Here is a 23,165-nt window from a genome sequence, read left to right on the forward strand (position 1 = left end):
ACCGGGGCGGCCGCTTCCGTTCGTCCGCGCTTTCTCATTCTTCGGCTCCCAGCGCCAGCCGCACGAGGTCGTCGACGGCCATGTCGCCGAAGTCGTCCTCTTCCGGGTCCGGCACCTCGCGGCCGCTCAGTTTCAGCAGTGCCTCCAGCAACCCCGCTTCCCGGAACCGCGCCACCGGAATCGACGCCAGCGCCGCCCGGATCTCGTGCTCTTCCGCGTCCGCACCGGACTCCGGGAACAGTTCCTCGCCCAGGTACCCGGCCAGCGCCGCCGGGGTCGGGTAGTCGAAGATCAGCGTCGCCGGCAGGCGGACGCCGCTCGCGGTGCTCAGCCGGTTGCGCAGCTCGACCGCGGTCAGCGAGTCGAAGCCCAGCTCCTTGAACACCCGCGCCGGGTCCACGCTTTCCGGGCCGTAGCCCAGCACCGCGCCCACCTGCGCGCACACCAGCTCCAGCAGCGCCTCCCGCCGGTGCTCGCCGGACGCGGCCGCGAGCCGCTCCCGCAGGTCCGCCGGCGCCGCGGCCGCCGCCCGGCGCCGGACCGTGGTCCGGACCACTCCGCGCAGCTGGTCCGGAACCTCGCTCATCGCCCGCACGTCGACCAGCATCGGCACGAGCACCGCGTCCGGCGCGCCCAGGCCCGCGTCGAACAACGCCAAGCCCTGCTCGACGGGGAGTGGCGGCAGCCCGGACCGCGTCATGCGCCGCACGTCGGCGTCGGTCAGCCCGGCCGTCATGCCGCCGGCCGGCAGCCACGGCCCCCACGCCAGCGCCAGCGCCGGCAGGCCCGCCGAGCGACGCCGGCGGGCGAGCCCGTCGAGGAAGGCGTTCGCGGCCGCGTAGTTCGCCTGCCCGGGTGCGCCGAGCACGCCCGCCGCCGACGAGAACAGCACGAACGCCGACAGGTCCAGGTCCCGCGTCAGCGCGTCCAGGTGGGCCGCGGCGGACGCTTTGGGCCGCAGCACGGCGTCCAGCCGGTCCGGGGTGAGCGAGCCGACGAGCCCGTCGTCGAGCACCCCGGCCGCGTGCACCACGGCGGTCAGCGGGTGGTCCGCCGGGACGTCGGCGAGCACCCGCGCCAGCGCGTCCCGGTCGGCCGCGTCGCAGGCGGCGAACGAAGTTTCGGCGCCCAGGGCGGAAAGCTCGGCCCGCAGCTCCTCGGCGCCCGAAGCGGCCGGACCACGCCGCGAAGCCAGCAGCAGGTGCCGGACGCCGGAGGACGCCAGGTGCCGGGCCAGCAGCCGGCCCAGACCGCCGGTGCCGCCGGTGATCAGCACGGTGCCGTCGGGATCGAGCGGCGCGGGCACGGTGAGCACGACCTTGCCGACGTGCTTCGCCTGGCTCACGTGCCGGAACGCCGCCGGCGCGTGCCGGACGTCCCACGCGGTGACCGGCAGCGGCGTCAGCACCCCGGCCTCGAACCACCCCAGCAGCCGGTCGAACAGCTCGCGGATCCGGTCGTACCCGGCTTCGACGAGGTCGAACGCCTGGTACCGGACGCCCGGGTGCTCGGCCGCCACGCGCTCGGGATCGCGCACGTCGGTCTTGCCCATCTCCAGGAACCGGCCGCCGCGGGGCAGCAGCCGCAGGGACGCGTCGACGAAGTCACCGGCGAGCGAGTCGAGCACGACGTCGACGCCGCGCCCGTCCGTCGCCGCCTGGAACTCGTGCTCGAAGTCGAGGGTCCGCGAGGACGCGATGTGGTCGTCCGTCAAGCCCGACTCCCGCAGCGTGTCCCACTTCCCGGTGCTCGCGGTGCCGTACACCTCGGCGCCGAGCCGACGCGCGAGCTGCACCGCGGCCATGCCGACACCGCCCGCCGCCGCGTGCACCAGGACGGTTTCGCCGGGACGCAGATCACCGAGGTCGGTCAGGGCGTAGAGCGCGGTCAGGAACACGACCGGCACCGAAGCGCCCTGGGCGAACGACATCCCGGCGGGCAACCGGCAGAGCAGGCGTTCGTCGACCTCCGCCACCGGCCCGAACGCGCCGCCGAACATGCCCATGACGCGGTCGCCGGGCGCGAAGCGCGTGACACCCTCGCCGACCGCCGTGACCACCCCGGCGCCCTCCAGCCCCGGCGAGGTGGCCGGGCCCGGGTACATGCCGAGGGTGTTGAGCACGTCCCGGAAGTTGACCCCGGCCGCGCGCACGGCGATCCGGACCGCGCCCGGCGCCACCGGCCCGGCGAACTCCGGGCAGGCCACGACGGTCAGCCCGTCGAGGGTGCCGCGCTCGGCGATGTCGAGCCGCCAGTCGCCCGCGGGCACGGTCAGCGCGTCCGTTTCCTTGGCCAGCCGCGCGACCCGGACCGTGCCGCCGCGGACGGCGACCTGGTTCTCCCCCGTCGCCACCGCGTCGGCGACGTCGAGGGAGCCGTCGGAATCCACCAGCACGAACCGGCCCGGGTGTTCCGACTGCGCCGAGCGCACCAGGCCCCAGACCGCGGCGAGCGCCGGATCCCCCGGCCCGTCGCCGTCCTCGGCGACGACCGCGCCGGAGGTCAGCAGCACGAGCTTGGCCGGGCGGTCTTCGGCGAGCCAGGACTGGATCAAGGTGAGCGCGGCCCGCGTCGCTTCCCGCACCGGCCGGGTCTCGAAGGGAACCACCTCGACGTCGGGCAGGCCGACCGGGTCGCCGTCGTACGCGGCCCAGGTCAGCCGGTACAGCGCGTCCGGCCGGGCGGTGAGCTGGTCGGGCGAGAACTCCCGCAGGGCCAAGGATTCCACGGTCGCGACGGCTCGCCCGGCGGAGTCGGCGACGGTGATCGCGAGGGACTCGGCACCGGTGCGGGTGAGCCGCACCCGCAGCGCACGCGCACCTTCCGCGTGCAAGGACACCCCGCGCCAGGAGAACGGCAGGCGCCCGTTCGGGGCCGGGGCGAAGGGCAGGAACGCGGCCGCGTGCAGGACGGCGTCGAGCAGCGCCGGGTGCAGCCCGAACGCCCCGTCCGCGGTGTCCTCGGGCAGCTCGACCTCGGCGTAGACGTCCTCGCCGTGCCGCCACGCCCGCCGCAGGCCCCGGAAGACGGGCCCGTAGCCGAAGCCGCTGTCCGCGAGCCGGTCGTAGAGCCCGGCCGTCTCGAGGGTTTCCGCGCCGGCAGGCGGCCAGGCGGCGAGGTCGTCGCCGCGTACCGGGACCGCCGGGGTCAGCACGCCGCTCGCGTGCAACGTCCACGGGCTGTCGGGAGCCGCGTCTTCCGGCCGCGAGTGGATGGTCAGCGCGCGGGCCCCGGACTCGTCCGGCGCGCCGGTCAGCACCTGGAGCCGGACGCCGCCGGTCGCGGGCAGCACCAGCGGCGCGCCGAGCGTCAGCTCCTCGACCTGGGCGCAGCCGGCGCGGTCGCCCGCGTCGACGGCCAGGTCGACGAACGCCGTGCCGGGGAAGAGCACCGAGCCGCCGATGGCGTGGTCGGCGAGCCACGGGTGCGTGCGCAGGGAGATCCGGCCGGTGCCGAGGACACCCGCGTCCCCGGCCAGTTCGGCGGTGGCGCCGAGGAACGGGTGCGGGCTGGCCGCCAGCCCGGCGGTCGCGACGTCGCCCGCGCGGCCCGCGGCCGTGCCGGGCCAGAACCGGCGGCGCTGGAACGCGTAGGTCGGCAGCTCCGCCCGTGCACCCGGCGGGATCAGCTTCGCCCAGTCCGGGGAGAAACCGTGCACGTGCGCTTCCGCCACCGCGGTCAGCACGGCCTCGACGGCCGGCCGCGTGCGCCGCTGGGTCGCGGTCACGAACACCGCGTCTTCGACGCATTCGGGGACCATCGCCGAGAGCACCGCGTCCGGCCCGACCTCGACGAACCGCGTGACCCCCCGGGAGGCCAGCCAGCCGACGCCGTCGGCGAACCGGACCTCGTCCCGCACGTGCCGGACCCAGTGCTCGGGCGAACGCAGTTCGGCGGCGGTGGCGAGCCGGCCGGTGCGGTTCGAGACCACGCCCAGCACCGGGTCCGCGGTGGACAGTCCGGCGGCGATCTCCCGGAACGGGGCGAGCATCGGGTCCATCAGCGGGGAGTGGAACGCGTGGCTGGTGCGCAGCCGCTTGGTTTCCCGGCCCAGCCGGGTGAAGTGCGCGGCGATGCCGAGGACGTCGTCCTCCACTCCGGACACCACGACCGACGCCGGGCCGTTGACGGCGGCGATCCCCGCCGACGCGGTGAGCAGCGGGCGGACTTCTTCTTCCGTCGCGCGCAGGGCCACCATCGCACCCGACGCGGGCAGCGCCTGCATGAGCCGGCCGCGCGCGGCGACCAGCGTGCAGGCGTCCTCGAGCGTCAGCACCCCCGCGACGTGGGCCGCCGCCAGCTCGCCGATCGAGTGGCCCAGGACGAAGTCCGGGGTCAGGCCCCACGACTCCAGCAGGCGGAACAACGCGACCTCGACCGCGAACAGCGCGGGCTGCGTGAACCGCGTCCGGTCCAGCTGCTCGCCGCCCTCGGCGATGACGTCGCGCAGCGGGACGTCCAGTTCGGCGTCGAAGAGCGCGCAGGCCGCGTCGAAGGTCTCGGCGAACACCGGGAACTCCTCGCGCAGCGCGAGTCCCATGCCCGCGCGCTGCGCGCCCTGACCGGTGAACAGGAACGCCGTGCGCCCCTCGCCGGTGACGCGGCCGCGCACGACGCCGGGGCCTTCGCCACCCTCGGCCAGCAGGCGCAGGTTCCGCAGCGCGGTGTCCCGGTCGGGCGCGAGCACGACGGCCCGGTGGTCGAACACCGTCCGGGCGGCCAGCGCGGCACCGATGCCGTCGAGACCGGCCGAAGCCACCGGGACCACTGCCGCGGCCTGAGCGGCCAGGGCCGCCTCGGTGTGGCCGGACAGCGGCCACAGCACGGACTTCGACGGCTCCACAGTGGACTCGGCGGCGGGCGCCTCTTCCAGGACGGCGTGCGCGTTGGTGCCGCTGAAGCCGAACGCGGACACGGCCGCCCGGCGCGGCCGGTCCGCGGCCGGCCAGGCGACCGGCTCGGTCAGCAGCCGGACCTGCCCGGCGGCCCAGTCGACGCGCTCCGAGGGGACGTCGGCGTGCAGGGTCCGCGGCAGCACCTCGTGGTTCAGCGCCAGGACCATCTTGAGCACGCCGGCGACCCCGGCGGCGGCCTGGGTGTGGCCGAGGTTCGACTTGACCGCGCCGAGCCACAGTGGACGTTCGCGGTCCTGCCCGTAGGTGGCGAGCAGCGCCTGGGCTTCGATCGGGTCGCCGAGCCGGGTGCCGGTGCCGTGTGCCTCGACCGCGTCCACATCGGACGGTTCGAGCCCCGCGTCGGCCAGCGCGGCCCGGATGACGCGTTGCTGTGACGGGCCGTTGGGCGCGGTGAGGCCGTTGCTCGCCCCGTCCTGGTTCACCGCCGAGCCGCGCAGCACCGCCAGCACCCGGCGGCCGTTGCGCCGGGCGTCGGAAAGCCGTTCCAGCAGCAGGATCCCGGCACCCTCGGACCAGCCGGTGCCGTCGGCGGCCTCGCCGAACGCCTTGCAGCGGCCGTCTTCGGCCAGCCCGCGCTGCCGGCTGAACTCGACGAACCCGGCCGGGCTGGCCATCACCGTGACACCGCCGGCCAGCGCCAGCGAGCACTCACCGGACCGCAGCGACTGCGCCGCGAGGTGCAGCGCGACCAGCGAAGACGAGCACGCCGTGTCGACGGTGACGGCCGGGCCTTCGAGCCCGAAGGTGTAGGAGACGCGGCCGGACAGCACGCTGGCCGCGTTGCCGGTGCCGAGGTGCCCGGCGACGTCGTCGGCCGAATCTCGCAACAGCGTCGAGTAGTCCTGGCCGTTGGTCCCGGCGAACACGCCGGTGCGGCTGCCGCGCAGCACCGACGGGTCGATCCCGGCGCGTTCGAACGCCTCCCAGGCGGTCTCCAGCAACAGCCGCTGCTGCGGGTCCATGGCGACGGCTTCCCGCGGCGACACCTCGAAGAACTCCGGGTCGAACCCGGCCGCGTCGTCGAGGAAACCGCCTTCCCGCGTGTAGCAGGTGCCGGGGTGGTCGGGGTCCGGGTGGTAGAGCGTGTCGAGGTCCCAGCCGCGGTCGGCGGGGAACGGCGCGATGACGTCCCGGCCGGTCTCGAGGAGCTCCCACAGCTGCTCGGGCGTGCTGACGCCGCCGGGGAACCGGCAGCTCATCGCGACGATCGCGATCGGCTCGTCGGCGGGCCGGGCCGCCGGCTCGGCGGGTCCGCGGTCGGCGGCGCCCAAGAGGTGTTCGGCGAGCGCGCGCGGTGTCGGGTGATCGAAGATCAGCGTCGACGGCAGGGTCAGGCCGGTCTCGCGGGCGAGGGCGTTGCGCAGCTCGACCGCGGTCAGCGAGTCGAACCCGAAGTCGGCGAAGGGCCTGTCCGCACGCACGCTCGCCGTCGAGGCGTGGCCGAGGACCGCGGCCACCTGGGCCCGGACCAGCTCGAGCGCGTCGGCGGGGACGCCGGACGACGGGGCCGCCTCCCCGGTGAGACCGCTCAGCAGCGGCCGGGTGGCGTCGAGGTCGTCGGCGGCGAGGTCGATCGGCACGACCAGCGCTTCGGGACCGGCCAACGCGCGGTCGAACAGGCGCAACGCGTCCCGGACCGGCAGCGGCCGGACACCGCCGTGGCGCATGCGGGCGACGTCCGCATCGGTCAGCTGCCCGGTCATCCCGCCGTCCGGGACCCACGGGCCCCAGGCCAGCGACACCGCGGGCAGCCCGTTCGCCCGCCGGTGCGCGGCGAGTGCGTCGAGAAAGGTGTTGCCCGCCGCGTAGTTGCCCTGCCCGGCGCCGCCGAGGACCCCGGCGGCCGAGGAGAACAGGACGAAGGCGGACAGGCCGTCGGTGAGTTCGTGCAGGTGCCAGGCCGCGTCGAGCTTGGGCCGCAGGACGGCGTCGAGCCGCTCGGGGGTGAGCGAGGCGACCACGCCGTCGTCGAGCACGCCGGCCGCGTGCACCACCGCGGTGAGCGGGCCGATCTCGCCGAGCAGGGCGGCCAGGGCGTCCCGGTCGGTGACGTCGCAGGCGGCGAGCACGACCTCGGCCCCCTCCGCGGCCAGCTCGGCCTCGAGTTCCCGCGCGCCCGGCGCCTCCGGACCGCGCCGGCTCACGAGGACGAGCCGCCGCACGTCGTGCGCGCGGACCAGGTGCCGGGCCAGCTCGCCGCCGAGCGAACCGGCCCCGCCGGTGATGAGAACGGTCCCGTCCAGACGGACGCCACGTTCGTCCGAAGTGGATTCGACGAGCCGCGGCACGGTGACTTCGCCTCGGACGTAGGTGGCTTCCGGCTCCTCGACGACGAACGCGGCGGGAAGTTCGTCGGCGTCGGCCAGGACGAACCGGCCGGGGTGCTCGGCCTGCGCGGAACGGACCAGGCCGCGGACCGCGGCACCGGCGAGGCCCCGGGTGACGAAGACCAGCTTGGACTGCGCGTAGCGGTCGTCGCTCAGCCACTTCCGCAGCAGCGCCAGGACTTCCCGGGCCTGGGCGTGGGCCGCCTCGACGACGTCGCCTTCGGCCTCGCACCGGAAGAACACGACCGGGGGGACGTCCCCGGCCAGGTCGTGCCAGTCGACGGCCGGGCTGGTGGCGGTCGCCGGGACCTGCTCGACGCGGTACAGCGCGCCGGACGGGGTGACCGCGCGCTGCCCGTCGAGCCAGTAGCGCTCGCGCTGGAAGGCGTAGGTCGGCAGGTCCACGACCCGCGCGCCCCGGCCGGCGAACACGGCCGCCCAGTCCGGGCCGAACCCGGCGACGTGCAGCCGCCCGACGGCTTCGGTGAAGGTGCGCACCTCGTCCCGGTCCCGGCGCAGGACCGGCACCACCAGCGCGTCCGGCACGCAGTCCCCGGCCATCGCGGCGGCGCCGCCGCCGGGCCCGGGCGTGACGAACCGCGTCACCCGGTGCTCGGCGAGCCAGCGCATGCCGTCGTGGAAGCGGACGGTGGCCCGGATGTGCCCGGCCCAGTACTCCGCCGAGGCGACGTCCGAAGGCTCACCGGTCACATTGGACACCACGGGAATCTTCGGCGCCGCATAGGAAATCGTCTCGGCGACCGCGCGGAACGCGTCCAGGATCGAGTCCATGTGCGCCGAGTGGAAGGCATGGCTGACCCGCAGCCGCTTCGCTCCGGCGAACTGCGCGGCAACCTCGTCGACGGCGTCGACGTCCCCGGAGACGACCACCGCCTTCGGTCCGTTGATCGCGGCGATGCTCACCCCCTCGCGCAGCCGCGACCGGACCTCGTCCTCGGTGGCGGGCACGGAAGCCATCGCCCCTTCGGCGGGCACGGACTGCATGAGCCGCGCCCGCGCGGCGACCAGGCGGCACGCGTCTTCCACCGAGAACACCCCGGCGACGTGCGCCGCGGCCAGCTCGCCGATCGAGTGACCCAGGACGAAGTCCGGGGTCAGGCCCCAGGATTCCAGGAGCCGGTAGAGCGCGACCTCCACGGCGAACAACGCGGGCTGCGTCACTTCGGTGCGGTCCAGGTCGCCGCCGTCGAAGACCAGCTCGCGCAGTCCGGCGAAGCCCGCGCAGATCTCGTCGAAGGCTTGCGCGAACACGGGGAACGCCGCGTACAACCCGCGTCCCATGCCCGGCTGCTGCGCGCCCTGACCCGCGAAGACGTACGCCGTCTTGCCCGGGACGGTTTCACCGGCGGACGTCAGCTCGGTGAGCCCGTCCCGCAGTTCCTCGGCCGTCTCCGCGACGACGACCGCGCGATGGTCGAACGCGGCCCGCGTGGTGGCCAGCGAAAACGCCAGGTCGACCGGTCGGTGTCCATCCACATGCGACAGAAGCCGGGCAGCCTGCTCCCGCAACGCCTCACGGCTCTTCGCCGACAGGACCACCGGAACCAGGCCAGGAGAGCCGGCGTCTTCGACGACCCCTTCGAGTTCGGGTGCCTGCTCGATGATCGTGTGGGCGTTCGTTCCGCTGACGCCGAACGACGAGACCCCGGCCCGGCGCGGCCGCTCGCCCGCGGGCCAGGCGACGGCCTCCTGCAGCAGCTCGACTTCCCCGGCGTCCCAGTCCACTTTGGACGTGGGCTCGGCGGCGTGCAGCGTGCGCGGCAGCAGTTCGTTGCGCAGCGCCATCACCATCTTGATCACCCCGCCGACTCCGGCCGCCGCCTGCGTGTGGCCGATGTTCGACTTCGCGGAGCCCAGCCACAGCGGCGCCCGTCCCGCGCGTTCACGGCCGTAGGTCGCCAGCAGCGCCTGCACTTCGATCGGGTCGCCCAGGGTGGTCCCGGTGCCGTGCCCTTCGACGACGTCGATGTCCGAAGAGGACAGTCCGGCGTCGGCGAGCGCGGCCCGGATGACCCGCTGCTGCGAAGGCCCGTTCGGCGCGGTGAGCCCGCTGCTCGCGCCGTCGGAGTTGACGGCCGAGCCCCGCACCACGGCGAGCACCGGATGCCCGTTGCGCCGCGCGTCGGAAAGCCGTTCCAGCAGGAGGAACCCGGCACCCTCGCCCCAGCCCGTCCCGTCGGCCGCGTCGGCGTACGAGCGGCACCGGCCGTCCGGCGAGAGGCCGCGCTGCCGGCTGAACCCGATGAACGTCACCGGCGTCGACATCACCGCGACCCCGCCGGCCAGCGCGAGCGAGCAGTCGCCGCGCCGCAGGGCCTGCGTGGCCCAGTGCAGGGCGACCAGCGAAGACGAGCAGGCGGTGTCGACGGTGACCGCCGGCCCCTCCAGCCCGAAGGTGTAGGCCACCCGGCCGGACGCGATGCTGGCCGCGCTTCCGTTGCCCACATAGCCTTCGAGGCTCGCGGGCAGGTCGGTCAGGCGCGTGGCGTAGTCGTTGTACATCACCCCGGCGAACACGCCGGTGCTGCTGCCGCGCAGGGTCGCCGGGTCGATCCCGCCGCGCTCGAACGCCTCCCAGGCCGTTTCGAGCAGCAGCCGCTGCTGCGGGTCGATCGTCTGCGCTTCACGCGGGGAGATCCCGAAGAACTCGGGATCGAACCGGTCGGCGTCGTGCAGGAAACCGCCGTGGCGCGTATAGCACTTCCCGGCCCGCTCGGGGTCGGGGTCGTAGAGCGCGTCGAGGTCCCAGCCGCGGTTGACGGGAAACCCCGAGATCGCGTCGCGGCCCGAGGCCACGAGGTCCCAGAGGTCCTCCGGCGAGCGGACGCCGCCGGGGTAGCGGCAGCTCATCGCCACGATGGCGATCGGCTCGTGCTCGCGGTCCTCCGCGTCGCGCAGCCGCTCGCGTGTCCGGTACAGGTCCGCGGTGACCTTCTTGAGGTACCCGCGCAGCTTGTCGTCGTCGCTCATGCCCGTTCTCCGTCGGTGGAACGCACGGCTTGTTCGAGGACGTCCGCCGCCCGCCTGGCGCCCCCGGACGTCTCGATCGCGGCCCGCATCCGCGCGACCTCGGCCGCCACGGCCCGGTCGGCGGCCACGGCCAGGACGGCGTCGCGCACGTCGTCCCCGGTCACGTCTTCGAGCAGCGCGCGGCCCAGGCCCAGGCGTTCGACCTGCTGGGCCGTCACCCGCGCCTCGGGCCGCTGCGGCACGGCGACCACCGGGACGCCGTGGCCGAACGCGTCCATCAGCGACCCCGTCCCCGCCTGGCAGACGACGACGTCGGTGTGCGGCAGGACCGCGCGGTGGTCGAGCCAGGAGTGCAGCTCGACGTTGTCCGGCATGGCCGCCGCGACGTCGTCGCCGACGTGCCCGGCGGTGGTCATCACGACGCGCCAGCCGGTGCCCGCGAAGGCCTGGCCGCAGGCGGTGAAGAAGCCGGGGTTGCTGTTGGACGACGTGCCCAGTGACACCAGCACGACCGGGTCCGTCGCGGGCGGGGCCCAGCCGCCGCGCACCGGGCCGCCGTCGCCGCCGGTCGGGCCGACGAACACGAACTCCTCGCCGAAGCACTCGGCGCGCGGCTGGAAGGCGCGGGGCACGAACACGAGGTTCGCGACCACCGCACCGCCCCGGGCGGAGTCCTGCGGACTGTCCAAACCGAACTCCGCGAGCCGCGCTTTCACCCGTTCACCGCAGGCGGCCAGCACGGGGTGCGCGGGGTCGAGCGGCTCGGCAAGCTCGGTTTCACTGCCGTTGAGCGGAACTTCGTCGTTGCCGCCGAACCCGGCGAACAGGCGGACGACGCCGCAGCCGGCGCGGCGCGCGACGAACCCGCCGACGTCGGTGCTCAGCACGTCCTCGACGACGAGGTCGACCGGGTGGTCCGCGAACGCCCGCCACGCGGTGGCCAGCGGCGCGAACGCTTCGTCGAGGTAGTGCGCGAGGACGGTGGCCAGGTCGTCGGCGGTGCGGACGTCCGGCATCGACTCGGGGAAGTCCGAATGGTAGGTGAGCACGTTCGCGCCGGTTTCGCGGACCACACCGGCGAACCGTTCGGCGACCACGTAGGACACTTCGTGCCCGCGCGCGAGCAGCTCGCGGACCACCGGCAGCGTCGGCCGGATGTGCCCGAAGCCCGGAAAACCGAAAAAGGCGACATGCCTGGCGGAGACGTCCACGCCGGTCACCCTAGGTCGGCCGGGGCCCGCTCCCCGGGCGCGCACAGGGAATCCAATGAATCAACTAGTGTCCCCGCGGAGCCGCCGGAAAGACCAGCATTCCTCCTAGTTTCTCCTCGCTACAACTGAGGACATCCCGTCCGCCGGCAACGCGAGGTGAATCGATGGACCGTCACACCGGCACCGGCTTGCTCCGCAAACCGGACGTGACGCTGCCCCACCGGCTGGCGAAGTCGGCGGCCGCCATCGACGGCGTCGCGACCCCGAACGCGCACCTGGCCGAGTGGATCGCCGAGCGCAACCTCGCCCACCACCACGAGGTGCGGCGCATCGAGTTCGGCGAGCTGCGCCAGTGGGGCTTCGACGCCGGGAACGGGAACCTGCGCCACGAAAGCGGCCGCTTCTTCGGCGTCGAGGGGCTGGCGGTCGACACCGACCACGGCCCGGTCACGCACTGGTCCCAGCCGATCATCAACCAGCCGGAGATCGGCATCCTCGGCATCCTCGTCAAGGAGATCGACGGCGTCCTGCACTGCCTGATGCAGGCGAAGTCCGAACCGGGCAACGTCAACGGCGTCCAGGTTTCGCCGACCGTCCAGGCGACGAAGAGCAACTACACGCGCGTCCACGGCGGCCGGCCGGTCCCCTACCTCGAGCACTTCCGCGACCCCGACCCGGAAACCGTGCTCGCCGACGTGCTGCAGTCCGAGCAGGGCTCCTGGTTCTACCGCAAGCGCAACCGGAACATGATCGTCGAAGCCCCGGAGTACGCCGTGGACGGCGAACTGCCCGACGACTTCCGGTGGCTCACCCTCGGCCAGCTGCACGAGCTGCTCAAGCAGGACAACCTCGTCAACATGGACGCCCGCACGGTGCTGTCCTGCATGCCCGCCGGGATCGAGGGGCACGAGGGCGACGCCGTGAGCGAGCTCGCCGCTTCGGTGGCGCGGTCGTCGGCGCAGCACACCGGCAGCCTGCACACCCGCACCGAGGTGCTCAGCTGGATCACCTCGCGGCAGGCGCAGCACGTCGTGCGCACCAGCCCGCTCCCGCTGCGCGACGTCGCGAACTGGGTCCGGACGCCGTCCGCGATCTCGCACGAGCTCGGCCTGTTCTTCAGCATCATCGCCGTCGACATCGCCACCAACGGGCGCGAAGTCGCGCAGTGGACCCAGCCGCTGGTCCGCCCGCACGGCGCGGGCGTGGTCGCGCTGCTGGTCAAGCGCGTCGACGGCGTGCTGCACGCGCTGCTCAACGCCCGGGTCGAGCCCGGCTACCTCGACGTCGTGGAGCTCGCGCCGACCGTCCAGTGCACCCCGGACAACTACGTGTTCACCGCACCACCGGACCGGCCGCCGTTCCTCGACATGGTGCTCGCCAGGAGCGAGGACCAAGTCCTCTTCTCCGCCCAGCTCTCCGAAGAGGGCGGGCGCTTCCACCACGCCTACAGCGACTACCAGATCATCGAGGTGCCCGCGGACTTCCCGGACGCCGGGCTGCCCGACTTCCGCTGGCTCACCCTCGCCCAGCTCAACGAGCTGCTGCGGCACAGCCACTACGTCAACGTGCAGGCCCGGAGCCTGATCGCGTGCCTGCGGGGCCTGCGGTGACCGGGGCGATCCGGCTCGGCGCGCTCGGCTGTTCGTCGATCGCCGCGCGGCGCACGCTGCCCGCCCTGGCCGGGGTGGCCGAGCTCGAACTGACCGAGGTCGCGGCGCGCTCGCCGGAGAAGGCGAAGGAGTTCGCCCGGCGTTTCGGCGTCACCACCTCGACCTACGACGAGCTGCTGGACAGCTCCGACGTCGACGCCGTGTACATCTCGCTGCCGACCGCGCTGCACCACGAGTGGACCCGAAAAGCCCTGCTGGCCGGGAAACACGTGCTGTGCGAGAAGCCGCTCACGCTGAACCGGCGGCAGGCCGAGGACCTGGCCGGGCTGGCCACGAAGCAGAACCTGGTGCTGCGCGAGAACTTCACGTTCGTGCACCACCCGCAGCACACACGGGTGCGCGAGCTCGTCGAGGGCGGCCGGCTCGGTGAGCTGCGGACGTTCACCGCGGCGTTCGGCATCCCGCCGCTGCCCGGCGACGACATCCGCTACCAGCCGTCGCTCGGCGGCGGGGCCCTGCTCGACGTCGGCGTCTACCCGCTGCGGGCCGCGCTCTTCCTGCTGGGCCCCGGGCTCCGGGTCACCGGCGCCACCCTGCGCTTCGACGAGACCGGCGTGGACGTCGCCGGGCACGCCCTGCTCACTTCCCCGACCGGCGTGACCGCGTCCGTGGAATTCGGGTTCGAGCACAGCTACCGCTCGCGCTACGACCTGTGGGGCAGCACCGCCGCGCTTTCGCTCGACCGCGCGTTCACCCCGCCGCCGGGGCGGCAACCCGTGCTGCGCATCGAAGAACAGGACCACGTCGAGGAGCTCTGGCTGCCCCCGGCACACCAGTTCGAGCTGTCGGTGCGCTCGTTCGCCCGCGCCGCGCTGGCCGGGCGTGACGAGGGCGAAGCGGCGTGGCTGACCTCGTCCGCCGAAACCGCGCGCCTCGCCGACGACGTGCGCGCGAGCGCCACCGAGGCGGTGACCCCCTGATGGAGATCATCGGCAACGGCTTCATCGCCCGCCACACCCGGCGCTTCTTCGGCGACCGGCACCCGGACGTCACGCTCATCGCGGCGGGCGTGTCGACGGTGCTCGTCAACGACGTGTCGGCGTTCCAGCGCGAGGCCACGCTGGTCTACGACGTGATCCACCGCTGCCGCGCGGCCGGGCGCACCGTGATCTTCCTGTCCACGGCGTCCACCGGCATGTACGGCGCCGACCAGTCGATGGGCAGCGAGGCCGGCGCGGTCTTCCCGCTCACCCCGTACGGCAGGCACAAGCTCTGCCTCGAACGCGTCTGCGCGCTCTCCGGCGCGCGGTGGCTGGTGCTGCGGCTGTCGCACATCGTCGGGCCGGGCCAGCAGCCGCACCAGCTGCTGCCGTCGCTGACCCGTCAGCTGCTCTCCGGCTCGGTCACCCTGCACTCGGGGGTGTCCCGCGACCTGCTCGACGTCGGCGACATGCTGGGGATGCTCGACTCGCTGCTCACCCAGGGCGTGCGGGACGAGGTGGTCAACGTGGCCAGCGGGCGCTCCGAGACCATCGAGCGCATCGTCGACGAGCTGGAGCGGCGCCTCGGCACCCGCGCCGAGCGCAAGCTGGTCGAAACCCCGGCCAAGCGCGGCGAGGTCCGAATCGACAAGCTGCGCGGCCTGGTCCCCGGGTTCGACGAGTTCGGCATCGGTCCCGGCTACCTGAAGTCGCTGCTGGACCGCAACATCGACGAGCTGACCGAGAACGCCCGGCGGCACCTCGAGGCCGAGCCCGCCGTCGGCCGGTTCTAGCCGCCCGGCTCCCGTCCTTTTCGGACCGCCGGTGGCGGTACGACGTCCGGCGCACCGTACTGGGGGCTGGGTGGCCGGACGTCGTACCTCGCAGGCGGGAGGGGGGAGTTCTCCCGCCGGGTCTTCGGGAGCGGTTCCGCGCGGTGGGGTGCTCGCCCGCGGTGGGTCGCGAGTTCGCTCATCGATTTCCCCTCCGTCGCGGGCGGACCGCCCGCGCGGTGCTCCGGATATGAGCTAACCGGGAACGGCACCGGCCGGGCTAGGGGAAAAGGTCGCTGACGCCGACAACCTAAGTTGATCGTCTTGGTGTTCTCTCAGCACGAATGGAGTAAGAACACCGGGAAAATCGCGGGAATCACCATTCTTTTCGTTTTTCGGCTGTGGTAAGCACCGGTTCGAGAAGCCGCCGCGGCGTGTTGATCGCCGCCGACACCGCGTCGGGTTCGCCGGGCGCCGGCTCGAAGCCCGGGCCCGGCTCGATCCGGATCTCGGGCACCGGGACCACCGCGCCGCAGTCGCGGCACCGGCCGTCCGGATCCAGCAGGCCGCCGTCCCGGTCGTGCCGGACCGTGCGCTTCTCGCCGGCCGGCGAGTAGAACGCGTCGCCCCAGCCCATCAGCGCGCGCACGACCGGCCACAGCGCGAGACCCTTGTCGGTCAGCCGGTATTCGCCGTCCGCGTGGACCAGGACGCCTTCCCGCACGAGGGACTTCAGCCGGCTGGTGAGGACCGCGCGCGGGATCCCGAGCTGGGCGGCGAAGTCCCCGAACCGCCGCACGCCGAAGAACGCGTCGCGGACGATCAGGAGCGTCCACCGCTCGCCGACGACCTCCAGCGCCCGCGCCAGCGAGCAGTTGCGGTCGGAGTAGGTGCTCGGAAGGGCCATGTCCCCAGCGTACGCCCTCGCAGTTCGTTCACTGAACTGCGTCGTGCTACGGTGACCTGGTTCAGTGAATGAACTCCACGGGAGGATGCGATGTACCTCGTCACGGGCGCGGCCGGCAAGACCGGGCGCGCGACGATCGACCTGCTGCTCGCCGGCGGCCACCAGGTCCGGGCCATGGTCCGCCGGGACGACGAACGCTCGCGCGCACTCGCCGCGGCGGGCGCCGAGGTGGTCCAAGCGGACTTCCTGGACCTCGACGGCGTCACGGCCGCCCTGCGCGGGATCAGCGGCGCCTATTTCTGCTACCCGATCCGCGAAGGCCTGCTCGAAGCGACCGCCGTCTTCGCCCAGGCGGCCACGGAAACCGGCGTCCGATCGGTTGTCGGCATGTCGCAGATCTCCGCCCGCCGCGACGCGCGCAGCAACGCGGCCCGGCAGCACTGGCTCGCCGAACGCCTGCTGGACCGGACCCCCCTGCTCACCACCCACCTCCGGCCGACGTTCTTCGCCGAGTGGCTGCCGACGTGGTGGGAACTGCGGGCCGGCGAAGGCCGCCTGCGCCTCCCGTTCGGCGACGGCCGGCACGCCCCGATCGCCGCGGCCGACCAGGCCCGCGTGATCGCCGCGGTCCTGACCGACCCCGAGCCGCACGACCGCGCCGCGTACTCGCTGCACGGCCCGGTCGAGCTCGACCACCACGAGATCGCCCGCGCCATGGCCGCCGCCCTCGGCCTCCCGGTGCGCTACGAGCCGATCAGCGTCGAGGAGTTCACCACGGCGATGACGGAACGCGGGTTTCCCGCGCACCTGGTGCAGCACCTGGGCCACGTCGCGATCGACTACCGCAACGGCGTGTTCGCGGGCACCAACGACGTCGTCGAGCGGATCGGCGGCCGGGCCCCGCAGTCGGTCGAGCAGTTCGTCCTGGCCCACAAGGCCGCCTTCGCCGGCAGCGGCCCCTACTTCGTCCCCTGAGGAGCACCATGTCGTCCATCCTGATCACCGGTGCCTCCCGGGGCATCGGCCGCGCCATCGCGCTCGAACTGACGCGCCGCGGGCACCGGGTGATCGCCACCGCCCGCCGGCCGGAGGCGCTCGCCGACCTCCCCGTCGCGGCGCGCCTGCGCCTCGACGTCACCGACCAGGACAGCGTCGACCAGGCGCTGCGCGAGGCCGGCGTCGTCGACGTCCTGGTGAGCAACGCCGGCGAGACCGTCCGGTCGCCACTGGAAAGCGTTCCGCTCGCCGAAGTCGAGCGGCTGTTCCGGCTCAACACCCTGGGCGCGCTGCGGGTCGCCCAAGGCGTGCTGCCGGCGATGCGCGAACGCGGGACGGGTCACCTCGTCTTCGTCTCGAGCGTCCAGGGCCGGCTGGTGCTGCCGGTCATCGGCCCGTACGGCGCCAGCAAGTGGGCGCTGGAGGCGATCGCGGAGACGCTCGCGCTCGAGACGGGTCACTTCGGCGTCAAGGTGAGCATCGTCCAGCCGGGCGCGGTCTCCTCGGGCGGCGCCGAGCGCGCGAAGGTGTTCGTCGCGGAAGAGGACCCCTATGCGGCGCTCTACAAGGCGCTTCCGGCCCTTCGCGGCGAAGCGGTGACGCCGGAGGAAGTGGCCGTCGCGGTCGCCTCCACGATCGAGCAGACGGCTCCTCCGCTGCGGGTGCCGGTCGGCGCCCCGGCCGGGAAAGCCTTGCGGGCGCGCAAAGAAGCACCGGAGGACCGGCCGTTCCTGCCCGTGGAGATCGACTGGTAGCCCGCAAGATACTTGAACGGGCAACTAGACGGGAGTACTAGTGGTGTCAGGACCGGCACGGTCCGTTCACTCTTCAGGGGAGAATTCATGAAGTTGGGGTTCAGCCTTCCGGTGTTCGGCAAGGCGGCGGCCACGCCGGGCGGGATCGCCCGGTACGCGCGCGAGGCCGAACAGGCGGGGGCGGCCAGCCTGTGGGTCGGTGACCGGTTGCTGTCGCCGGTCGCGCCGGTGGTGCCCTACCCGGGCTACGACACCATGCCCGAGGAGTTCCACACGGCGCAGGACCCGTTCACCGCACTGGCCGTCGCGGCCGCGGTGACCGAGACGGCGATCCTCGGGTCCAGCACGATCAACGCGACCCAGTACCAGCCCGCGAACTTCGCGCGGCTGCTGACCAGCATCGACGTGGCGAGCAACGGCCGGCTGCTGCCGGGCCTGGGCATCGGCTGGTCGCCCGACGAGTACGCGGCCGTCGGCATCCCGATGTCCGAGCGCGGCAAGCGGCTCGACGACCTGCTCGACCTGCTCGAGACCTGGTGGACCGAGGAGACGGTGACGCACGAGGGCGTCGGCTACACGATCGCGGAGTCGCACGTCGACCTGAAGCCGGTCCGCAAGCCGCCGGTGCACCTGGCCGGCTTCGGCGAGAAGTCCCTGCGCCGCGTCGCCGAGCGCGCCGCCGGCTGGCTGCCGGTCTGGTCGGTGCCCGAGCAGTTCCCGGCGGACGTCCTGACGTCCACGGTGGCCAAGCTCCGCGCCGACGCCGAAAAGGCCGGCCGCGACCCGCAGGCGCTCGGCCTGGCGCTGCGGGTGAACGCCGCCCCGGAAACGGAACCGGAGCTGATCGCCGAGTCCGTGACGAAGATCGTCTCGGTCCTGGAGCCGGACCACACGTTCGTCGACCTGACCTACCTGACGAGCACCGTGGAGGAGCACCTCGACCTCACGGGCCGCTTGCTGGAGCTGACCGCGAAGGGCTGACCGCAGGCCCCTCCGGCCGTGCTTGCGGCCGGAGGGGTCATCCCGCCGGCGCTCGCGAGTTCGCGGAGGCGCCGTCGCGCGTCAGCGGTGGGTGACCGTCACCCGGCGGATCACGACCTGGCCGAAGTTGCCGTCTTCGCAGGGCGAACTGGTGCCGCAGTTGGCCTGGGTGTAGGCCCCGGCCTTGAAGTAGGCCCCGGAGAACTTCTTCGCGATCGTCGCCTTCAGCTCGCCGTTGTAGTACGCCTGGATCTTCCCGCCGCTCACCACGAACTTGGCCTCGAACGTCGTGCCGAGGACGTAGCCGGACGCGACGAGCTGGTAGTGGCTGTCGTCGCCGTTGGTGACGTAGAGATCGCCGCCTTCGAGGCGGAACACCGCGACGTCGTCGTCGGCGTCGTGGATCTGCCCGGCCACGACGTACGGCCGGCCGGCGGGCAGGTTCGTGACCGCCTCGGAGATCGTCATCGTGTGCGTGCCCGACGTCGACGACCACGACGCGTTTTCGCGACCGTTGCCCGTCATCTCGCGCAGCTCGGAACGCGGGTTCTTCGAGCCGCTCGTCGTCACGCCGTCGACCGCGGCCCGGAACTGCACGCCGTCGCACCCGGCGGTGGGCACGAACCACGGCGACTTGACGTAGGTGGCCAGCGCGGGCTGCCGGATCTCGGCCGGGTTGCCGGCCGACCCGATCGGCAGCGTCTCCTTCCAGTTCGCCAGGTCGAGGACCTGCGCGGGGTACTGGCACGACGCCGCGGCGGCCGTACCGCCGGACACCCCCGCGAGGCTCGCCCCGGCGACGCAGCACCCCACCAGAACCGCACGGACTCTCATCGGACCCCCACTCGGTACATCGATTTACCAAGTTGATCGACGAACACGCTAGGTCGGTGCATCGAAAACGTCAAGAGCAGCACTTTTGCCGGTACACCGATACACTGGCGCCGTGGTGACGATCTACCAGGTGGCCGAAGCGGCCGGGGTCTCGCCGAGCACGGTGTCCAACTACCTGAACGGCCGCACGAGCCGCATGCAGGCGGGCACCCGGACCCGGGTCGAGCACGCGATCTCCCGGCTGGGGTACCGGCCGAACCAGGCGGCCCGGCAGCTGCGCACCGGCCGCGCCCGCGTCGTCGGCCTGGTCGTGCCGTCGGTGGCGAACCCGTTCTGGGGCACCTTCGCCCGGCACCTGGAAGGCGCCGCACTGGCCGAGGGCTACCACGTCCTGCTGTGCAACAGCGAGCGCGAGCCCGAGCGCGAACGCGGTTACCTCGAAGAGCTGTGGGACGACGGCGTCCGGGGCGTCGTCCTCTGCTCCGCGCTCCCCTCCCTGGCCCACGTGACGTCGCTGGTCGAGCGTGGCATGCGGCTGGTGGCGTTCGACCGCACCGCCCAGCCCGACGACCCGCCGGGACTGGTGAACGTCGCGGTGGACAACGCGGTGGGCAGCGGGCTGGCCACGCGGCACCTGATCGACCTGGGCCACCGCCGGCTGGCGTTCGTCTCCGGCTCGCTGGCCAGCGTCAACCGGACCGAACGGCTGCGCGGGTTCCGCGGCGCGCTCGCCGCCGCCGGACTGTCCACTTCGGACTGCCCGGTGGCGGACGACCGCGCCTACGGGGACGCCGACATGGCGGGGGTGGGCCGCGCGGCCGTCACCGGGCTCCTCGCCGAACCCGCCCCGCCGACGGCGGTCGTCGCGATCAACGACCTCTGCGCCCTCGGCGTCTGCGCGGGCCTCCGCGACGCCGGCCTCCGGGTCGGCGCGGACGTCTCGGTCACCGGCTTCGACGACATCATGCTGGCCGACCTGGCCGCACCCCCGCTGACGACCGTCCGCCAGCCGGTCGCCCGGATGGCCGCGGCGGCGTTCGCCCACCTCCGCGACCGCATCGACGGCAAGACGCCGGAAGCGGGCGAATCCCTGCTCTTCCGTCCCGACCTCGTCGTCCGCGACTCGACCGCCCCGCCCCGCTGAAAGGACCGTCCATGCGCACACTCGCCGTCCTGGCCGTCACCGCCCTGACGCTGTCCGGCACCCCGGCCGCCGCGGCCACCACCGCCTGGCCGGGCAGCTCCGCGGTGCACGACGCGGACGCCAAGGACACGTTCGGCGAGAACCTGAGCGGCCTCTCGTTCGAGAGCCCGGCGGTGCTGTGGGCGGTGCGCAACGGCCCCGGCACGCTCTACCGCCTGGTCCCCGACGGCGCGAACTGGACGCCCGACGGGAAAGGCCGGGCGCTGCACTACGCCGACGGCAGCGGCGACCCCGACGCCGAGGGCGTCGTCAGGACCGGAGACGGCGTCTTCGCGGCGACCGAGCGCGACAACGACGACAAGGACCGCAGCCTCCAGCAGATCCTCCGCTACGACCCGTCGCCGGACTCCCCCAACGCGACCGGCACGTGGAACCTCACGACCGACCTGCCGGATTCCGAGGCCAACAAAGGCATCGAGGCGATCTCCTGGATCCCGGACAGCCACCTCACCGCCCACGGCTTCCGCGACGACCACACGGGAGCCGCCTACACCCCGGCGACCTACCCGAACCACGGCCAGGGCCTGTACCTGGTGGGCCTCGAATCGACGGGCGCGATCTACGCGTACGCGCTGGACCTCACGAGCGACCACTACACCCGCGTGGCGACGTTCCCGAGCGGCTTGCCGGCGGTGATGGACCTGGAGTTCGAGCCGCAAACCGGCCACCTGTGGGCGGAGTGCGACAACACCTGCCACGGCCAGTCGACCACGCTCGACATCTCGCCCCAGGGCAAGTTCACCCCGACGGCCACGTACGCCCGCCCGAGCGGAATGCCGGACTACAACAACGAAGGCTTCGCGATCGGGCCGTCGTGCCAGTCGGGCACCAAGCCGGTCCTGTGGTCCGACGACAGCGCGGACAAGGGCCATGCCCTGCGCGGCGGGACCTTGCCCTGCTCGTGAGTCACCGCCGGCGTCATCCGAGGTCACGCTCGGAGTACTCCCCGGGCACCGAGCCGTCCCCGGCGTGCAGCTCTTCCTCCCGCTGCCGCAGCTCGACCCGGCGGATCTTCCCCGAGATCGTCTTCGGCAGTCCGGCGAACTCCAGGCGGCGGATGCGCTTGTAGGGAGCCAAGTTCTCCCGTGCGTACCGCAGGATCGCCGCGGCCGTGCCGGCGTCGGGCTCGTACCCGGCGGCGAGGACGACGTAGGCCTTGGGCACCGCCAGCCGCACGGGGTCGGGCGACGGCACGACCGCGGCCTCGGCGACGGCGTCGTGTTCGAGCAGCACGCTCTCCAGCTCGAACGGCGAGATCCGGTAGTCCGACGCCTTGAACACGTCGTCGGCCCGGCCGACGTAGGTGAGGTAGCCGTCTTCGTCGCGGCTGCCGACGTCACCGGTGTGGTAGAAGCCGTCCCGCAGAACTTCGGCGGTGCGCTCGGGGTCGTCGAGGTAGCCCGCCATCAGCCCGAGCGGCCGCTCGCGCAGGTCGAGGCAGATTTCGCCCTTGTCGCCGACCTCGCCGGTCGCCCGGTCGACCAGCACGACGGGGTAGCCGGGCATCGGCCGGCCCATCGACCCCGGCTTGAGCGGCTGACCGGGCGAATTGGCGATCTGGACCGTCGTCTCCGTCTGGCCGAAGCCGTCGCGGACGGTGACGCCCCAGGCCTTCTCGACCTGCTCGATCACCTCGGGGTTCAGCGGCTCCCCCGCCCCGACGACCTTCCGCGGCGGCGTCTTCAGCGCCGTGAGATCGGCTTGGATGAGCATCCGCCACACCGTCGGCGGCGCGCAGAAGCTCGTCACCCCGCAGCGGTCCATCTGTGCCATCAGGGCGACGGCGTCGAAGCGTTCGTAGTTGTGGACGAAGACCGTCGCGCCCGCGTTCCACGGCGCGAAGACGTTGCTCCACGCGTGTTTCGCCCAGCCCGGCGAGGAGATGTTCAAGTGGACGTCGCCGGGTTCGAGCCCGATCCAGTACATAGTGGACAGATGCCCCACCGGGTAGCTGGCGTGGGTGTGCTCGACCAGTTTCGGCAGCGCGGTCGTGCCGGAGGTGAAGTACAGCAGCAAGGTGTCCGACGCCCGGGTCGGCCCGTCGGCGGCGAACTCCGGCTCGCTCCCGTACGCGTCGGCGAAGGGCAGCCAGCCCTCGACCGGCCCACCGACGGCGATGCGGGTGAAATCGCCGGCCGGGAACTTGGCCGCGTCGCGGTCGCGGGCCACGACGTGGCGGACCCGGCCCCGCTCGACGCGGTCGGGCAGGTCCGCCGGCCCGAGCAGCGTGGACGCGGGGATGACGACGGCGCCGAGCTTCATCGCGGCGAGCAGCACCTCCCACAGCTCCACCTGGTTGCCCAGCATGAGCAGCAGCCGGTCCCCGCGGCCCACGCCGCGGGCCCGCAGCCAGTTCGCGACGCGGTTCGAGCGCCCGCGCAGCTCGGCGAAGGTGTACTTCGCCTCGCTGCCGTCCTCTTCGACCAGCCACAGCGCGGGCCGCGCGGCGGAGTCCGGGTCGGTGGCGAGCGCGTCGAACCAGTCCAAGGCCCAGTTGAACTCGGCCAGTTCGGGCCACCGGAACCCCGCCACCGCGGCGTCGTGGTCTTCGCGGTGCTCCAGCAGGAACCGGCGCGCGGACCGGAACAGCGCGGCGGAGTCAGTGGTCATCGGGCCTCCTCGTCGAGTGCGAGGCCGTATCATCCGAACCGCGTGACCCGGCTCGCTACCCCCGGTCAGG

12 protein-coding genes and 1 pseudogene are annotated in these 23,165 nt (G+C 73.2%); 8 read left to right on the forward strand and 5 right to left on the reverse strand.

Annotated features, from left to right (window positions below):
* Positions 1-34: 34 nt before the first annotated feature.
* A pseudogene (locus ACYVLJ_RS27310) lies at positions 35-10,222 on the reverse strand (SDR family NAD(P)-dependent oxidoreductase); the annotation flags it as partial.
* A gap of 8 nt (positions 10,223-10,230) precedes the next feature.
* Positions 10,231-11,445 carry a macrolide family glycosyltransferase gene (locus ACYVLJ_RS27315; protein ID WP_460440831.1) on the reverse strand — a complete coding sequence of 405 codons (1,215 nt, stop codon included), beginning with the start codon at positions 11,443-11,445 and terminating at the stop codon, positions 10,231-10,233.
* A 164-nt stretch (positions 11,446-11,609) separates the two neighbouring features.
* Between ACYVLJ_RS27315 and ACYVLJ_RS27320 the strand changes: the two genes are divergently transcribed.
* Genes ACYVLJ_RS27320 through ACYVLJ_RS27330 form a run of 3 tightly spaced genes read left to right on the forward strand, consistent with a single transcriptional unit; the run spans position 11,610 to position 14,829 of the window.
* Positions 11,610-13,055: an NDP-hexose 2,3-dehydratase family protein gene (locus ACYVLJ_RS27320; RefSeq protein WP_460440832.1), complete on the forward strand. Its 1,446-nt coding sequence runs from the start codon at positions 11,610-11,612 to the stop codon at positions 13,053-13,055.
* Complete coding sequence (locus tag ACYVLJ_RS27325; protein ID WP_460440833.1) at positions 13,034-14,035, forward strand: Gfo/Idh/MocA family protein; 1,002 nt, start codon at positions 13,034-13,036, stop codon at positions 14,033-14,035. The genes ACYVLJ_RS27320 and ACYVLJ_RS27325 overlap by 22 nt, the downstream gene beginning before the upstream one ends.
* Positions 14,035-14,829: an NAD-dependent epimerase/dehydratase family protein gene (locus tag ACYVLJ_RS27330; protein WP_451978992.1), complete on the forward strand. Its 795-nt coding sequence runs from the start codon at positions 14,035-14,037 to the stop codon at positions 14,827-14,829. Before ACYVLJ_RS27325 ends, ACYVLJ_RS27330 begins: the two co-directional genes overlap by 1 nt.
* A 355-nt stretch (positions 14,830-15,184) precedes the next feature.
* On the opposite strand, the gene ACYVLJ_RS27335 is transcribed toward ACYVLJ_RS27330, so the two are convergent.
* Positions 15,185-15,715, reverse strand: a complete 531-nt coding sequence (locus ACYVLJ_RS27335; RefSeq protein WP_451978989.1) for a winged helix-turn-helix transcriptional regulator — start codon at positions 15,713-15,715, stop codon at positions 15,185-15,187.
* 90 nt (positions 15,716-15,805) lie between these two features.
* Between ACYVLJ_RS27335 and ACYVLJ_RS27340 the strand changes: the two genes are divergently transcribed.
* The 3 genes from ACYVLJ_RS27340 (at position 15,806) to ACYVLJ_RS27350 (ending at position 18,447) form a co-directional block, all read left to right on the forward strand.
* The gene (locus ACYVLJ_RS27340; protein WP_451978986.1) at positions 15,806-16,690 is read left to right on the forward strand and encodes an NAD(P)H-binding protein; all 885 of its coding nucleotides are present in this window, start codon (positions 15,806-15,808) and stop codon (positions 16,688-16,690) included.
* 8 nt (positions 16,691-16,698) lie between these two features.
* A complete protein-coding gene (locus tag ACYVLJ_RS27345) occupies positions 16,699-17,466 on the forward strand; it encodes an SDR family oxidoreductase (protein WP_460440834.1) in 768 nt (255 codons plus the stop codon).
* A gap of 87 nt (positions 17,467-17,553) precedes the next feature.
* Positions 17,554-18,447, forward strand: coding sequence for an LLM class oxidoreductase (locus ACYVLJ_RS27350; RefSeq protein ID WP_460440835.1), 894 nt, complete (start codon positions 17,554-17,556; stop codon positions 18,445-18,447).
* An 81-nt stretch (positions 18,448-18,528) separates the two neighbouring features.
* Here the strand turns inward: ACYVLJ_RS27350 and ACYVLJ_RS27355 are convergent, their stop codons facing one another.
* The gene (locus ACYVLJ_RS27355; protein ID WP_460440836.1) at positions 18,529-19,281 is read right to left on the reverse strand and encodes a polysaccharide lyase family 7 protein; all 753 of its coding nucleotides are present in this window, start codon (positions 19,279-19,281) and stop codon (positions 18,529-18,531) included.
* Between the two features lie 112 nt (positions 19,282-19,393).
* Between ACYVLJ_RS27355 and ACYVLJ_RS27360 the strand changes: the two genes are divergently transcribed.
* Together ACYVLJ_RS27360 and ACYVLJ_RS27365 are read left to right on the forward strand one after the other, a co-directional pair.
* The gene (locus tag ACYVLJ_RS27360; protein WP_460440837.1) at positions 19,394-20,425 is read left to right on the forward strand and encodes a LacI family DNA-binding transcriptional regulator; all 1,032 of its coding nucleotides are present in this window, start codon (positions 19,394-19,396) and stop codon (positions 20,423-20,425) included.
* 11 nt (positions 20,426-20,436) lie between these two features.
* Complete coding sequence (locus ACYVLJ_RS27365) at positions 20,437-21,390, forward strand: SdiA-regulated domain-containing protein (RefSeq protein WP_460440838.1); 954 nt, start codon at positions 20,437-20,439, stop codon at positions 21,388-21,390.
* A gap of 13 nt (positions 21,391-21,403) precedes the next feature.
* Here ACYVLJ_RS27365 and ACYVLJ_RS27370 read toward each other — a convergent pair whose 3' ends face one another.
* Positions 21,404-23,095 (reverse strand): acyl-CoA synthetase family protein, encoded by a 1,692-nt coding sequence (locus tag ACYVLJ_RS27370; protein WP_460440839.1) that lies wholly within the window; start codon positions 23,093-23,095, stop codon positions 21,404-21,406.
* Positions 23,096-23,165: the final 70 nt, after the last annotated feature.

This window comes from Amycolatopsis stemonae (genome assembly GCF_054781455.1).